Origin of the sequence: Phaeobacter gallaeciensis DSM 26640 (assembly GCF_000511385.1) — a bacterium.
GTDB lineage: Bacteria > Pseudomonadota > Alphaproteobacteria > Rhodobacterales > Rhodobacteraceae > Phaeobacter > Phaeobacter gallaeciensis.
In genome coordinates this window covers 3,117,319-3,130,163 of the sequence record NC_023137.1, presented here as the reverse complement: position 1 = coordinate 3,130,163, position 12,845 = coordinate 3,117,319, and the positions used below count along the sequence as shown (strand labels likewise).

The following is a 12,845-nucleotide window of genomic DNA, read 5'->3' as shown; positions in this document are numbered from 1 at the left end:
GGGGGCACCGATAGCCACGAGGGATGGCGTTACAAAAGCTTCACTGCGGTGACACACAAGTTTTGCTCTCTCCCCTTAGGCAGTCCCAGACAGAGACGGGAGCCTCAGGTGCTGCGAATTGACAAACTGACCAAGAGATTCGGCGATAAAATCGCGGTGGATACCGCTACGCTGGATATCGATAAGCCATGCATGATCGGCATCATCGGCCGGTCGGGGGCCGGTAAATCCACGCTGTTGCGCATGATAAATCGGCTCGGCGATGCCAGCGAGGGGCGGATCCTTTTCGAAGGGCGGGACGTGACCCAATTGCGCGGCAAGGAGAAGCGCGCCTGGCAATCGGATTGCGCGATGATCTTTCAGCAGTTCAATCTGGTGCCGCGCATGGATGTCGTGTCCAATGTACTGCACGGCACGCTCAACCGACGCTCAACCTTGGCGACGCTGTTCAATCTCTACCCAATGGATGACATCCACCGCGCAATCGACATCCTTGAACGGCTGGGTATCGCGGAACATGCCGCCAAACGGGCAGAGGCACTCTCCGGCGGTCAGCAGCAACGCGTCGCTATTGCCCGCGCCCTGATGCAGGATCCGGCGATCATTCTCGCCGATGAACCGATTGCCTCACTGGACCCGATGAACGCACAGACCGTGATGGAGGCGCTCCGGCGCATTCACGAAGAGGACGGCCGCACGGTGATTGCGAACTTGCATACACTGGACACGGCGCGCCGCTATTGCGACCGCGTTGTCGGCATGCGCGATGGGCGTATCGTCTTTGACGGTCTGCCAGAGCAACTGACCACGGGAGTTGCCCGCGAAATCTATGGTGCGGGTGACGATTTCTCCGAAGCCGCCACCTCCACTGAAATTGAGACCCTGAACCGTACCAAGCCGCGCCGCCAGCCCGTTGCGGCTGTTTGATTGCTTTTCCAAACCCGGCCGTTTGTGTGCTGGGGTGACCAACCAGAGAGATCGAACTATGAAAAACCTGTTTACCGCCATTCTGGCGACCACAGCCCTGACCACGCCGGTTCTGGCTGACACCTCGGAGATCCAGGAGTTCCGCATTGGTATTCTTGGTGGCGAGAATGCTCAGGATCGTTTGAACAACAACGAGTGTCTGCGCCAGAAAACTGAAGATCTTCTTGGTGTTGAAACCAAACTCTTCGCCCCAGCAGATTACAACGGCGTCATTCAAGGCTTGTTGGGCGGCACCATTGATATGGCCTGGTTGGGCGCATCGGGTTACGCCAAGACCTACCTGAGCGATCCGGCCGCCGTTGAGCCTATCCTCGTGAAGGTCAATAACGACGGCGGCTACGGCTACTACTCCATCGGCTTTGCCCGCAAGGACAGCGGCATCACGTCGCTGGACGATATGCAGGGCAAGACCTTTGGCTTTGGTGACCCGAACTCCACCTCCGGGTTTCTGATTCCCTCAATTGAGATCCCCGAAGCAACCGGCGCGACAATGACGTCGGGCGATTATTTTGGTGAAGTGAAATTCACCGGCGGCCATGAACAGACCATTGTTGCGGTCGCCAATGGCGATGTGGATGCGGGCGTCAGTTGGGCCGATGGCCTGGGCGAATGGGAAGATGGTTTCAATTCGGGTGCGCTGCGTCGTGCCGTCGATGCGGGCCTCGTTGACATGAATGATCTGGTGCAGATCTGGCAATCGAAGCCGATCCCCGAAGGTCCCGTGGTTCTGCGTACAGAGCTGCCCGAGGACGTAAAACTGAAGATGACCGGCCTGATGGCATCCCTGAAATCAATGGACGCCGATTGTTTTTACGGCGTAGCCGCAGGCGAGGCCAAGGGTTTCATGCCGATCACCCATGATGCTTATGAGGTGATTATCGAAGCACGAAAGTTGAAGTCCAACTAATTTCAGCACCAAAGCGTGTGGGGGCGGAGCGATGAGCATCGCCCCCGCCATTTTTGTCGGCCAATTGCCAAGAGTCCGCACAGGTCAGCGAAGATGCTCTTTCGATAGCGTCACTGTCCCGTCGGCTGATGACACAGTTGCCGCAAAACAGGATCCCAGTCATGACACATGCAACAGTCTCGGCCCGGCCAGTGGCTGATATACAGGCCGAGTATCAGGCACTAATCCAGCGAAAGCGCTTGTATGGCGGGGTCATTCTGGCGGTATTTGTCGCTATGATGGCAGCCGGTTTCCGGATTGCAGATGATCGCAATGCCGGCTCATTCTGGAATGGCATTACCCATGTTTTCGACTACCCTTCCGAGGTGCTGTCAGAAGCGGTTGAGAAGCTCTCCCTCCTGCCTGCACATGTTTTGCAGTTTTTCCCCGCGCTGGTCGAGACGCTGAATATCGCGGCTGCGGCCACGCTGATTGGTGCGATTTTCGGAACTCTTCTGTCGCTGTTGGCGACGCGGGGTCTGGCCCGCTGGCCGTCCTTGATCCCGGTCTTTCGCCGGTTATTGGATATCTTCCGCGCGATCCCGGAAATCGTGATCGCGCTGGTTCTGATCTTTCTTCTGGGTGGCGGCCCTGTGCCAGCGATGATTGCCATTGCAATTCATACGGCGGGCGCTCTGGGGAAATTGTTCTCGGAAGTAAATGAAAATGCATCCCTGAAACCAGTCGAAGGGCTGGCCTCTGTCGGTGCTGGCTGGGCGCAGCGCATGGTGTTGGGCGTTTTCCCCCAGGTTGGCCCAAACTACGTCAGCTACGCGCTCTTGCGGTTTGAAATCAATATTCGGGCTTCGGCTATCCTCGGTTTTGTAGGGGCCGGCGGCATCGGGTATGAGTTGCGCAACGCGATGTCCTGGGGGCAGGGCCGCTACGACGAGGCCGCTGCAATCTTTCTTCTGCTGTTTTTCACCATCGTCCTGGTGGATCAACTGTCGGGCCTGCTGCGTGACCGGTTGACCCACGGAGCCAAACAATGACGACTTTTGACACGACCGTCCCTCCGACTCTGCGCAAATTGGATATGGAACGCCTGTTCATGCGCAAGCGTGCCTTGAGCCTGGCGTTGCCGCTCTTGGTGCTTGCCTATCTTGCCTATGTGTTCGTCGCCTTTGATGTGGCGGGCCTGGCCGAGCGAATGAACCCGAAGAATGCGCGCACATTGGTAGCAGACAGCTACAGTTACAAAACCCACGTCACCCGTGACAACCGCAGCGGTGCCGTCAGCGTGGCCATCGAGGGAGAGCGCAAGGGCGCCTATCCGGACGGGCAGTCTCCGGAGTGGGTGACGCTTGCCGATACTTCTTCGAAGGTTACGATCGTCGACCTCGAAGATGGCTATGAGGTCCGGTTCGGTCCTGAGACCATCGCCTTTGACATACCCGGCTATGGTACTATTCGCGCAACGCCAAGCCGCAGTGCCGGTGTCCAGGCGGAATTCCCGGCAGGGGATTTGCCGGATTGGATCAACGCCTCCAAGAACCGGCTGGCCGTCACTACGGACGCCGGGCGCCTGACAGTGACCCGCAACCGGGCGGAGGTGTTTCGCTATTTTGCCGGTTGGGAGCTGTTTTTCTTCACCCTGGACAGTCCGTACCACGGCATGGGCATCGGTGAACTGATGACGCGGGCCGCAACCGGCGAAGCGGGTGCGATTTTTCATGATTTCTGGACCAACAAGATGTGGCGTCATCAGGATGTCGCTTGGGCGATTTTTGAAACACTTCTGATGGCATTTCTGGGAACGATGGGGGCAGGTTTGATTGCGCTTCCGCTGGCATTCGCGGCCACCCGGAATTTCATGCCGCTGCGTGCGGTTCGCTTTGCCACCCGTCGTGTGTTCGACTTTGTGCGCGGGGTGGACTCGCTGATCTGGACCGTTGTTCTGGCACGGGCCTTCGGCCCTGGTCCGTTGACCGGTGCGCTGGCAATTCTGGTGACGGATACCGGTACCTTCGGCAAGATCTTCTCCGAAGCATTGGAAAACGTCGATCAGAAACAGATCGAGGGCGTTGCCTCAACCGGCGCCAAGCCGGCGCAGCGCTACCGGTTTGGCGTGATCCCGCAAATTACACCGGTCTTGCTCAGTCAGCTGCTCTACTTTCTTGAGTCGAACACCCGCAGCGCGACAATTATTGGCGCCATCACCGGCGGTGGCATCGGACTGCTACTGACGCAGGCAATCATCACCCAGAAAGATTGGGAAGAAGTCGCATACTACATCGTATTGATCATCCTCATGGTGATGTTGATGGACTGGCTCTCTGGCTGGCTTCGTCGCCGCTTGATCAAGGGTGAACCGGGTCGCAAGGCGCGCCGCCAAGGGGCCGCGATGTTACTGCCCTGACTGTCCGGGGGTGTCATCTTCCCGTCATATCTTACTGAAAGCTATCAGATGCCTCGTCTCTCAGCCGATCACCCGTATTTACATCCCAACTGTGCCGTTACAAACAGCGAGTTCGGCGCTTTTGTCGAAATCGGCGCAGACAGTCGCGTGCTGAACAGCCAGTTTGGCGACTACAGCTACTGTGATCGAAACTGCGATATCGCCAATGCGCGGATTGGAAAATTCTCCAATATCGCCAGCACCACCCGCATTGGGGCGACGGATCATCCGCTGCAAAAAGCCTCTCTGCATCATTTCCTCTATCGGTCCTCCCACTATTGGGAAGATATCGAGGATGATGCTGCTTGGTTTGATCACCGCGCCAGTCGTCTGGCTCATATTGGACACGATACCTGGATCGGTCACGGCGCGCTGATCAAGCCGGAGGTGACCATTGGTCATGGAGCCGTTGTCGCGGCAGGGGCTGTGGTGACAAAAGATGTTGCCCCTTACACAATTGTCGGAGGGAATACGGCCCGGCTGATCCGGCGACGCTATAGCGAATCTGTCGCCGACCGCATGATGGCTTTGGCCTGGTGGAACTGGGATCATGCGCGACTGAGGGCGACTGTACCCGACTTCCGATTGCTCTGTGCTGAGGCGTTTCTAGAGAAATACGAGCTAACACTCGTCGATGCTTCGGTTTCAGAACGCCCTGGTTGATTGCCTACGCCGCCCGTTCGTTTCAGGATTGTCCTGATCGCTGACGGTCAAGGTCACGCGGTCTCCGGCAAACCATGTGCGACCGAACTCTATCGGGTCGTCGCCCGGTGTGGCGTTGATCCCGGTTGTTCGCAGAATGGGACTTCCTTCGGAAATCTTGAGGTGCAGGGCCTGCGTCGCTGTTGCCAGTTTGGCTGTGATGCGGGTTTCTACTCTGGTGAAATCTTGGATGCCGCAGTGTTTCAGCGCTGCCGTTACCGAATGCGTTTCCTCCAGAGCGCTGAGAAGCCCTGGCAACGGTGCGGCCGGAAAGACACTTTGAAACAGTGCAATCGGCTGCCCATCAGCAAGCGAGAGTCCGTCATATACGTGAACAGCTGCACCTGCTTCCAACCTGAGCGCCTCGGCTTCGCGCTGACCTGCGGCGCGGGTCTCTAGCGTCAGGATCCTCTTGGCGGGAATGCGCCCCAGACGGGCAAGGTTCTGGTGAAATCGCACCCGTTTGCCGATGGGGTAATCGGTGGGCTGCGCCGCAACGAAGACCCCGGCGCCACGTCGGGCGTGGACCAGGCCCTGATCGGCCATGTCTGAAAGAGCGCGACGGACGGTGTGGCGGTTCACGCCAAACCTGCCTGAGAGCTGCACTTCGGGTGGCAGCTTGTCTCCCGTCTGATAGCGGCCTTGCGCGATATCATCGGTGAGACTGATGGCGATGGATTTCCATACTGGGGTGCGGGCCATGTCACGAAACTTTCACAAGGTTGTCGTTGCGCCGCCCAGTGCGACTCAGGTAGTATTTGTCTAGTTGTATAGCTCATCTAGACAAGCAGGCCAAGAGGCTTAGACAGAATGAACAGTGACAAGAACATGACAGTAAGCAGCACCGGTGATGAGGCTGACCGCAAGGCTTGGATGGGCCTTTTGGCGACAGCAGACATCAGGCTGCTAAGCGAGCTGTGGCAGGGTTACGGACATGACCCCGATCACACATGGCTGCGCCCCCCTGAAGTTGGTGGCGTCATGGTGCGGGGGAGGATGGGGGCCAGTGGCGCACCTTTTAATCTGGGCGAAATGACGGTCACCCGCTGCGCGCTGACATTGCCGGATGGCACTGTCGGGCACGGATATGTGCAGGGGCGCAGCAAGGGTCAGGCAGAGACTGCGGCCAAGGTCGATGCGCTGATGCAGACAGACGCAGCAGAGGATGTTCGTCGCCAGATTCTGTCACCGCTTGAGGCGGCAAAGCAGGCGCGAAAAATGAGCCGAGCTGCAAAAGCCGCTGCGACAAAAGTTGATTTTTTCACCATGGTGCGAGGGGAAGACTGATGTCGTCACAAACCCAGGCGTCTCATTTCTCCGGAGGTTTCACCGCTCCGCCGATCCAGTCAGCGAAAGCGTTTCGCGCTGCGATGACCGCCATGGCGCGGCCCGGTGAGATCAAAGACATCACTGGCACCACTCCACCCGAAGGGCTCTCGGTTGCCGCAGGGTGCCTGTTATTGACGCTCTGCGATCCAGATACGAGCCTCTATCTTGCGTCCGACGTGGACCGCCCGGCTGTGCGGGACTGGATTACCTTTCACACAGGCGCGCCTTTTGTCAGGCCAGAACAGGCTGATTTTGCCATTGGCGGATGGTCAGCGCTTACGCCGCTGGATCGTTATCGCATCGGGACGTCGGAGTACCCGGATCGCTCGGCGACCCTGATTGTGGAGTTGCCGTCCTTTAACACGCCCAACGCCGAGTTGCGTGGCCCCGGCATCAAGGCCAGCACTGAGATTTGGTTGCCGGATATCGGTCCGTTTCAGGCCAATTCCATGCTCTTCCCACTTGGCTTTGACAGCTATTTTACCGCCGGTAGCCAGGTTTCCGCGCTGCCCCGATCCAGCCGGATCACGCCGCTTTCCAATAAAGGAGGCTAAGACATGTATGTAGCCGTAAAAGGGGGCGAGCGGGCGATTGACAACGCCCATGCCTGGCTCGCTGAGGAACGCCGTGGAGACACTTCTGTCGCGGAGTTGGGCCTCGCGCAGATCCGCGAACAGCTCAGTCTTGCCGTGAACCGCGTGATGGCGGAGGGCTCGCTTTACGATCCTGATCTAGCGGCGCTCGCAATCAAGCAGGCGCGCGGGGATCTGATTGAAGCGATCTTTCTGATCCGCGCCTATCGCACCACCCTGCCACGTTTTGGCGCATCTGAGCCGGTTGAGACTGGGCGTATGGCCTGTGACCGCAGGATCTCCGCGACCTTCAAGGATGTGCCGGGGGGACAGGTTTTGGGGCCGACTTTCGACTATACCCATCGGCTTTTGGATTTCAAACTGGCCGCTGAGGCCGATGGGGCTGAGGTGCCAGAAGCGTCAAAAGCCGAGCCAAGAAGCGAAGACACACCGCATATTCTGTCCTTCCTTGACGGTGAGAACATCATTGAGCAGGAACCCCAAACAGATGCCGAACCGGGTGATTTGACGCGGGAGCCGATGTCGTTCCCAGCTGGGCGGGCGGTACGGTTGCAGTCGCTCACCCGGGGAGATGAGGGGTTCATCCTCGGCATGGCCTATTCGACACAGCGTGGCTATGCGCGCAACCACGCCTTTGTCGGGGAATTGCGTATCGGTACCGTGCCGGTGGAGATGGAGATCCCGGAACTGGGTTTTGCCATCGAGATTGGCGAGGTGGAGCTGACCGAATGTGAAACCGTGAACCAGTTCAAGGGCTCGAAAACCGTGCCGCCGCAGTTCACCCGTGGCTACGGGTTGGTGTTCGGCCAGTCAGAACGCAAATCTATCGCCATGGCGCTGGTCGATCGTGCACTGCGTTGGGAAGAACTCGGCGAAGATAACCTTGGCGCCCCCGCGCAGGATGAGGAATTTGTCCTGAGCCACGCCGATAATATTCAAGCCACCGGTTTCCTGGAGCACATCAAACTACCGCATTACGTCGATTTCCAATCGGAACTGGAACTGGTCCGCAAACTGCGCCGCGAGGCGGCCGAGTTGGCAGAACAAATGGCAGCAAAGGAGGCGGCAGAATGAGCTGCATACGCCTCAGGGCCAATTTCAAGAAAGGTGCCCAAGATGTCCGACTATAATTTTGCATACCTTGACGAACAGACCAAGCGGATGATCCGCAGGGCAATCCTGAAAGGGCTGGCGGTACCGGGGTATCAGGTTCCTTTTGCAAGCCGAGAAATGCCGATGCCCTATGGTTGGGGTACGGGTGGCGTGCAGGTGTCGGCTGCGACGCTGACACCGGATGATACGCTGAAGGTCATTGATCAGGGCGCGGATGACACCACCAATGCGGTCTCGATCCGGAAGTTTTTTGAAAACACCGCAGGCGTGGCCACCACCGAAGAAACCGCAAAGGCCAGTGTCATCCAGACTCGCCACAGGATCCCGGAAGCGGAGCTGAGCGAGGATCAGATCCTAGTCTATCAGGTGCCGATCCCGGAGCCCTTGCGCTTCCTTGAGCCGCGCGAAACCGAAACTCGCAAGATGCACAGCTTGCAGGAATACGGGTTGATGCACGTGAAACTTTATGAGGATATCAGCCAGCACGGCGCCATCGCGACTTCCTATGCGTATCCGGTGAAGGTCGCGGATCGCTATGTGATGGATCCGTCTCCCATTCCAAAGTTCGACAATCCAAAGATGAACATGGCGGCGATTCAGCTTTTTGGCGCGGGGCGTGAACAGCGCATCTATGCCGTCCCGCCTTATACCGAAGTGGTCTCACTCGATTTTGAGGATTACCCGTTCGAGGCCAGCAAGGCAGATCATCCCTGCGATCTCTGCGCGGCAGAGGACAGCTATCTGGATGAGGTGATCCTGGATGATGCCGGCAACCGGATGTTTGTCTGCTCCGACACGGATTATTGCCGATCCCGGCGTGACGCGGGCCATCTCGGCCGCCTGAGCGAGGAGGCCGCGTGATGACGCCGCTGTTGCAAGTAAAAAACCTGGCCAAGATGTATGGTGCGCGGGTTGGCTGCACGGATGTAAGCTTTGATCTTTATCCGGGCGAAGTCATGGGCATCGTCGGGGAAAGCGGGTCGGGAAAATCGACCCTGTTGAACAGTATGGCCGGGCATCTGACGCCAGATCGGGGTGAGGTGGTTTTCGACACCCGTGCTGACGGACCAATCGATACTGTCACCATGTCGGAACCAGCACGTCGCATGCTGGGGCGCACGGATTGGGCTTTTGTCCATCAGCATGCGCGCGATGGGTTGCGGATGTCCGTTTCGGCGGGAGGCAATATTGGCGAGCGGCTGATGGCTGTGGGGGATCGGCATTACGGCAATATCCGTGCCCGCGCTGCCGATTGGCTGGGCCGGGTCGAGATCGCCGAAAGCCGCATTGATGATCGTCCCTCCGCTTTCTCGGGTGGCATGCAGCAACGGTTGCAGATTGCCCGCAATTTGGTCACCGGACCGAGGCTTGTCTTCATGGATGAACCCACGGGGGGCTTGGATGTTTCGGTGCAGGCGCGGCTTTTGGATCTGTTGCGCAGCCTGGTGCGGGAAATGGGGCTAAGCGCCATTATCGTGACCCATGATCTCGCAGTCGTGCGGCTTCTGGCGGATCGGTTGATGGTGATGAAAGACGGCCATGTCGTCGAGACGGGGCTGACCGATCAGGTGCTGGACGATCCACAACACGCCTATACACAATTGCTGGTTTCCAGCGTTCTTCAGGTTTGAGGATCTGAGATGATTGAACTTCAAAACGTGAGCAAGAGTTTCACCCTGCACAATCAAGGTGCTGCGGTCATCCCCGTGATGGAGGGCGCGAGCCTGAAGGTCGCGGCAGGGGAGTGTATTGGCCTTACGGGCGCGTCCGGGGCTGGAAAATCGACGCTGATGCGGGTGATTTATGGAAACTATCTCGCCGCGTCCGGCAAGGTCATGATTGGCGGTGTGGATGTCGCCAGGGCCGCACCGCGCGACATTCTGGCGCTACGACGCGAGACGCTAGGCTACGTGAGCCAGTTTCTGCGGGTGGTGCCAAGGGTGCCGACGCTGGATGTCGTGGCGGAGCCTCTTCTGGCGGTTGGGGTAGATTCAGCGGTGGCGCGCGACCGCGCCGCGACGCTGCTCGCGGGGCTGAACATTCCCGAACGCCTCTGGGAACTTAGCCCGACAACGTTTTCCGGCGGGGAACAACAGCGGGTGAATATCGCGCGGGGTTTTGCCCATACCTATCCTGCGATGTTGCTGGACGAGCCGACGGCGAGCCTTGATGCGCAAAACCGCGCCACGGTTTTAAGCCTGATAGAGGAGGCAAAGGCGCGCGGCGCGGCCATCATTGGAATTTTCCATGATGAGGCTGCGCGCGAACAGGTTTGTGATCGCTTTGTCGATGTGTCTGCCTTCACACCGAAGGCTGCCGCATGAGTGCGGGATCAGTCAAAGCGCCGGTGATCGCCGTGGTCGGCCCGTCGGGCGTCGGCAAAGACAGCCTGATGGAGGCGCTACTTGAGCGCGTTCCGGGACTGGTAAGGCAGCGGAGGATCATCACCCGCGCGCCGGAACTCGGTGGGGAGGATTACGAGGCTGTAACTGAGGATCGGTTCGCAACGCTGTGTACCGAGCCGGGCTTTGCCCTGCATTGGCAGGCGCATGGTCTTTCCTATGCAATCCCACGCGAGATTGATGATCTGCGTAATCGGGCCTCGGGTGTTCTGGTGAACCTCTCACGCAAGGTACTCTTGGAGGCTGAGGCGGTCTTCGGCAGGTTGGTTGTTCTCTCTGTCACAACAACACCCGAGGTGCTCGCCGAACGGCTCATGGCGCGCGGGCGTGAGGATCGCGCGGAGATTGAGCGCAGGCTCGCCTGCGCGGCAACACCTATGCCTGCGGGATTGTCGCAGGTGATTGAGATCGACAACAGTGGTCAGTTGGAAGAGGCGGTCCAGGCGGCGGAAACCGCCCTGATGCCCTGGCTTCAGCCGGAAAGGGCATGACGATGAACCATGTGAAACCGTCCGTCGCTGTCCTCTCCAACCAAAGCCAGATCGCCAATGACAAAGGGTTTTGGCAGCTGGGGAACCAAACGATCCTGCAGAACAGCCTCTATGGCAGGCAACTCCGTTTTAGGTCGCTTGCCGCTCAAGGTGATGTGGAACCGGAAACTGTCGCCCACGTAAGGGTAGCCCCATGTTACCAGCGCTTGCTCCTGGGCAGGCGACAACCCACCAGCGCGCCGTTTTTCCAGTTCATCGGTGGTGGCGGGCGCACGGAATTCATCCAGATCGCGGACGCAGCCAAATGCAAGACGGTTCAGCCTCAATTGATCCCCGGTGGGGCAAAGTGCAAGAAAACGGCCAAGCCGGGTCAACGACAGCCCTTCCAGCGTCACCGGCTTTGCCGCAGTTGTGAATTGCGCGAACCGCTCGGCCAGAGCGTCAAATGTCGTTCCCTCCGCAAGCCGGAACGGCGGTTTTATGGTCGCGTGCAGCCCGTATTTGCGCGGCACATCGGTGATGGTCGCCACGTCAAGGCCAGTGTCGGTGGGATGGTCCGACGAAGAACCCTCATGAATGTCCCAGCCCAGCCAACTGGATGCAAACCGGCTCCATTCCGCCTGTTTGGGCGGCACATAATAGATCGCGTATCGCGTGAATGTCACAATGGCCTCCTAGGTGTGGCCCGTTCTATAGCTCAAACCGTGTGAAAGTCAGATGACAGAACCTTTGATCCTTGCCAATGCCACGCTTGTTCTGCCGGGAGAGACCCGAACAGGTTCCATGACGCTGAAAGATGGGCTGATCGCCGATATTGCCGATGGCACTTCCGTCCCAACGGGTGCTGTGGACATGGAGGGGGATTATGTCAGCCCTGGTCTGGTGGAACTGCACACTGACAATCTGGAACGACACATCCAGCCCCGCCCCAAGGTCGACTGGCCCCACGCGGCAGCGATTATCGCCCATGATGCTGAGTTGGCAGGCACCGGTATCACCACAGTTTTCGATGCTATGCGGGTGGGTTCTATCAAGGCAGCGGAATCCCGATATGGTGCATACGCGCGCAGCCTTGCAAGCGAGATGCTTGAGTTGCGCGATCAAAACGTTTTGAAAATCAGTCATTTCCTGCATCTGCGCGCCGAAGTCTGTTCTGAGACGCTTGTTAATGAGCTGAACGAATTTGGTGATGCAGATCGTGTCGGCCTTGTCTCCTTGATGGATCATACGCCAGGGCAGAGACAGTTCCGGGACATGTCGAAACTGGAAGCCTACGTCAAAGGCAAGCACGGCTTTGACGACGATGGTTTTAAGGCGCATGTCGCCGGGTTGAAGCGCATGCGCGACACCTACGGTGATCTGCATGAGGTCGAAGCGGTGAAAGCCGCGCGCCGCTTTGGTGCGGTTCTGGCAAGTCACGATGATACAACCTCAGAGCAGGTGACGGTGTCCGCCGGCCACGGTATCCATTTGGCGGAATTTCCCACCACGGTAGAGGCCGCGCGAGCCTGTCACGACCACGGTATCAAGGTGATGATGGGGGCACCTAACCTGATCCGGGGGGGATCGCATTCCGGCAATGTCGCAGCCAAGGATCTGGCACAGCTGGAACTCCTTGATGTGCTGTCCTCGGACTATGTGCCTGCGGCCCTGTTGCTGGCGGCCGCGCAGCTTGGCGAAATCTGGGGAGATATTGCGCGTGGTCTGGCAACGGTCACTTCGGCCCCGGCGGATGCAGTCAATCTTGCAGATCGCGGGCGTATCGAAATTGGCAAGCGGGCTGATCTGATCCGCTTCCGGATGCGGGCTGGCGTTCCAGCGCTGGGTGCGGTCTGGTCGCGTGGCAATCGTGTCGCCTGATCCCAGGGTGCAAAATGTAACAAA

15 protein-coding genes are annotated in these 12,845 nt (G+C 58.5%); 13 read left to right on the top strand and 2 right to left on the bottom strand.

Annotated elements, in window-relative coordinates:
- Nucleotides 1-108 precede the first annotated feature (108 nt).
- The 5 genes from phnC to GAL_RS15055 all read left to right on the top strand — a co-directional run bounded on the left by phnC (nucleotide 109) and on the right by GAL_RS15055 (nucleotide 4,994).
- Nucleotides 109-927 (top strand): phosphonate ABC transporter ATP-binding protein, encoded by an 819-nt coding sequence (gene phnC / locus GAL_RS15075; protein ID WP_024098430.1) that lies wholly within the window; start codon nucleotides 109-111, stop codon nucleotides 925-927.
- 58 nt (nucleotides 928-985) lie between these two features.
- A complete protein-coding gene (phnD, locus tag GAL_RS15070) occupies nucleotides 986-1,894 on the top strand; it encodes a phosphonate ABC transporter substrate-binding protein (RefSeq protein WP_024098429.1) in 909 nt (302 codons plus the stop codon).
- Nucleotides 1,895-2,055: 161 nt separating this feature from the next.
- Nucleotides 2,056-2,925 carry a phosphonate ABC transporter, permease protein PhnE gene (phnE, locus tag GAL_RS15065; RefSeq protein ID WP_024098428.1) on the top strand — a complete coding sequence of 290 codons (870 nt, stop codon included), beginning with the start codon at nucleotides 2,056-2,058 and terminating at the stop codon, nucleotides 2,923-2,925.
- Complete coding sequence (gene phnE, locus GAL_RS15060) at nucleotides 2,922-4,292, top strand: phosphonate ABC transporter, permease protein PhnE (protein WP_024098427.1); 1,371 nt, start codon at nucleotides 2,922-2,924, stop codon at nucleotides 4,290-4,292. The genes phnE (GAL_RS15065) and phnE (GAL_RS15060) overlap by 4 nt, the downstream gene beginning before the upstream one ends.
- A 48-nt stretch (nucleotides 4,293-4,340) precedes the next feature.
- A complete protein-coding gene (locus tag GAL_RS15055; RefSeq protein WP_024098426.1) occupies nucleotides 4,341-4,994 on the top strand; it encodes an LbetaH domain-containing protein in 654 nt (217 codons plus the stop codon).
- Here the strand turns inward: GAL_RS15055 and phnF are convergent.
- On the bottom strand, nucleotides 4,977-5,735 hold the full coding sequence (gene phnF / locus GAL_RS15050; RefSeq protein ID WP_024098425.1) for a phosphonate metabolism transcriptional regulator PhnF: 759 nt from the start codon (nucleotides 5,733-5,735) through the stop codon (nucleotides 4,977-4,979). The genes GAL_RS15055 and phnF overlap by 18 nt on opposite strands.
- A gap of 108 nt (nucleotides 5,736-5,843) precedes the next feature.
- Here phnF and phnG point away from each other — a divergent pair, with 108 nt between their 5' ends.
- Genes phnG through phnN form a run of 7 tightly spaced genes read left to right on the top strand, consistent with a single transcriptional unit; the run spans nucleotide 5,844 to nucleotide 10,961 of the window.
- Nucleotides 5,844-6,320 (top strand): phosphonate C-P lyase system protein PhnG, encoded by a 477-nt coding sequence (gene phnG / locus GAL_RS15045; RefSeq protein ID WP_024098424.1) that lies wholly within the window; start codon nucleotides 5,844-5,846, stop codon nucleotides 6,318-6,320.
- Entirely contained in the window at nucleotides 6,320-6,916 is a 597-nt protein-coding gene (phnH, locus tag GAL_RS15040; RefSeq protein ID WP_024098423.1) for a phosphonate C-P lyase system protein PhnH, read from the top strand. The genes phnG and phnH overlap by 1 nt, the downstream gene beginning before the upstream one ends.
- A gap of 3 nt (nucleotides 6,917-6,919) precedes the next feature.
- Nucleotides 6,920-8,029 (top strand): carbon-phosphorus lyase complex subunit PhnI, encoded by a 1,110-nt coding sequence (locus GAL_RS15035; RefSeq protein WP_024098422.1) that lies wholly within the window; start codon nucleotides 6,920-6,922, stop codon nucleotides 8,027-8,029.
- Between the two features lie 42 nt (nucleotides 8,030-8,071).
- Complete coding sequence (locus tag GAL_RS15030; RefSeq protein WP_024098421.1) at nucleotides 8,072-8,929, top strand: alpha-D-ribose 1-methylphosphonate 5-phosphate C-P-lyase PhnJ; 858 nt, start codon at nucleotides 8,072-8,074, stop codon at nucleotides 8,927-8,929.
- The gene (phnK, locus tag GAL_RS15025) at nucleotides 8,929-9,699 is read left to right on the top strand and encodes a phosphonate C-P lyase system protein PhnK (protein ID WP_024098420.1); all 771 of its coding nucleotides are present in this window, start codon (nucleotides 8,929-8,931) and stop codon (nucleotides 9,697-9,699) included. Before GAL_RS15030 ends, phnK begins: the two co-directional genes overlap by 1 nt.
- Before the next feature lie 9 nt (nucleotides 9,700-9,708).
- Nucleotides 9,709-10,392, top strand: coding sequence for a phosphonate C-P lyase system protein PhnL (phnL, locus tag GAL_RS15020; protein ID WP_024098419.1), 684 nt, complete (start codon nucleotides 9,709-9,711; stop codon nucleotides 10,390-10,392).
- Nucleotides 10,389-10,961, top strand: coding sequence for a phosphonate metabolism protein/1,5-bisphosphokinase (PRPP-forming) PhnN (phnN, locus tag GAL_RS15015; RefSeq protein ID WP_024098418.1), 573 nt, complete (start codon nucleotides 10,389-10,391; stop codon nucleotides 10,959-10,961). The genes phnL and phnN overlap by 4 nt, the downstream gene beginning before the upstream one ends.
- On the opposite strand, the gene GAL_RS15010 is transcribed toward phnN, so the two are convergent.
- Nucleotides 10,943-11,626, bottom strand: coding sequence for a DUF1045 domain-containing protein (locus GAL_RS15010; RefSeq protein WP_024098417.1), 684 nt, complete (start codon nucleotides 11,624-11,626; stop codon nucleotides 10,943-10,945). The genes phnN and GAL_RS15010 overlap by 19 nt on opposite strands.
- 52 nt (nucleotides 11,627-11,678) lie before the next feature.
- Here GAL_RS15010 and GAL_RS15005 point away from each other — a divergent pair, with 52 nt between their 5' ends.
- Nucleotides 11,679-12,821, top strand: coding sequence for an alpha-D-ribose 1-methylphosphonate 5-triphosphate diphosphatase (locus GAL_RS15005; protein ID WP_024098416.1), 1,143 nt, complete (start codon nucleotides 11,679-11,681; stop codon nucleotides 12,819-12,821).
- Nucleotides 12,822-12,845 lie beyond the last annotated feature (24 nt).

Bases quoted from the DNA above. Each gene is read 5' to 3' on its own strand.
- phnL (WP_024098419.1), top strand. From the start codon at position 9,709: ATGATTGAACTTCAAAACGTGAGCAAGAGTTTCACCCTGCACAATCAA.
- GAL_RS15035 (WP_024098422.1), top strand. From the start codon at position 6,920: ATGTATGTAGCCGTAAAAGGGGGCGAGCGGGCGATTGACAACGCCCAT.
- phnH (WP_024098423.1), top strand. From the start codon at position 6,320: ATGTCGTCACAAACCCAGGCGTCTCATTTCTCCGGAGGTTTCACCGCT.
- phnK (WP_024098420.1), top strand. From the start codon at position 8,929: ATGACGCCGCTGTTGCAAGTAAAAAACCTGGCCAAGATGTATGGTGCG.
- phnG (WP_024098424.1), top strand. From the start codon at position 5,844: ATGAACAGTGACAAGAACATGACAGTAAGCAGCACCGGTGATGAGGCT.
- phnF (WP_024098425.1), bottom strand. From the start codon at position 5,735: ATGGCCCGCACCCCAGTATGGAAATCCATCGCCATCAGTCTCACCGAT.
- phnE (WP_024098428.1), top strand. From the start codon at position 2,056: ATGACACATGCAACAGTCTCGGCCCGGCCAGTGGCTGATATACAGGCC.
- GAL_RS15030 (WP_024098421.1), top strand. From the start codon at position 8,072: ATGTCCGACTATAATTTTGCATACCTTGACGAACAGACCAAGCGGATG.
- phnE (WP_024098427.1), top strand. From the start codon at position 2,922: ATGACGACTTTTGACACGACCGTCCCTCCGACTCTGCGCAAATTGGAT.
- phnN (WP_024098418.1), top strand. From the start codon at position 10,389: ATGAGTGCGGGATCAGTCAAAGCGCCGGTGATCGCCGTGGTCGGCCCG.
- GAL_RS15005 (WP_024098416.1), top strand. From the start codon at position 11,679: ATGACAGAACCTTTGATCCTTGCCAATGCCACGCTTGTTCTGCCGGGA.
- GAL_RS15055 (WP_024098426.1), top strand. From the start codon at position 4,341: ATGCCTCGTCTCTCAGCCGATCACCCGTATTTACATCCCAACTGTGCC.
- phnD (WP_024098429.1), top strand. From the start codon at position 986: ATGAAAAACCTGTTTACCGCCATTCTGGCGACCACAGCCCTGACCACG.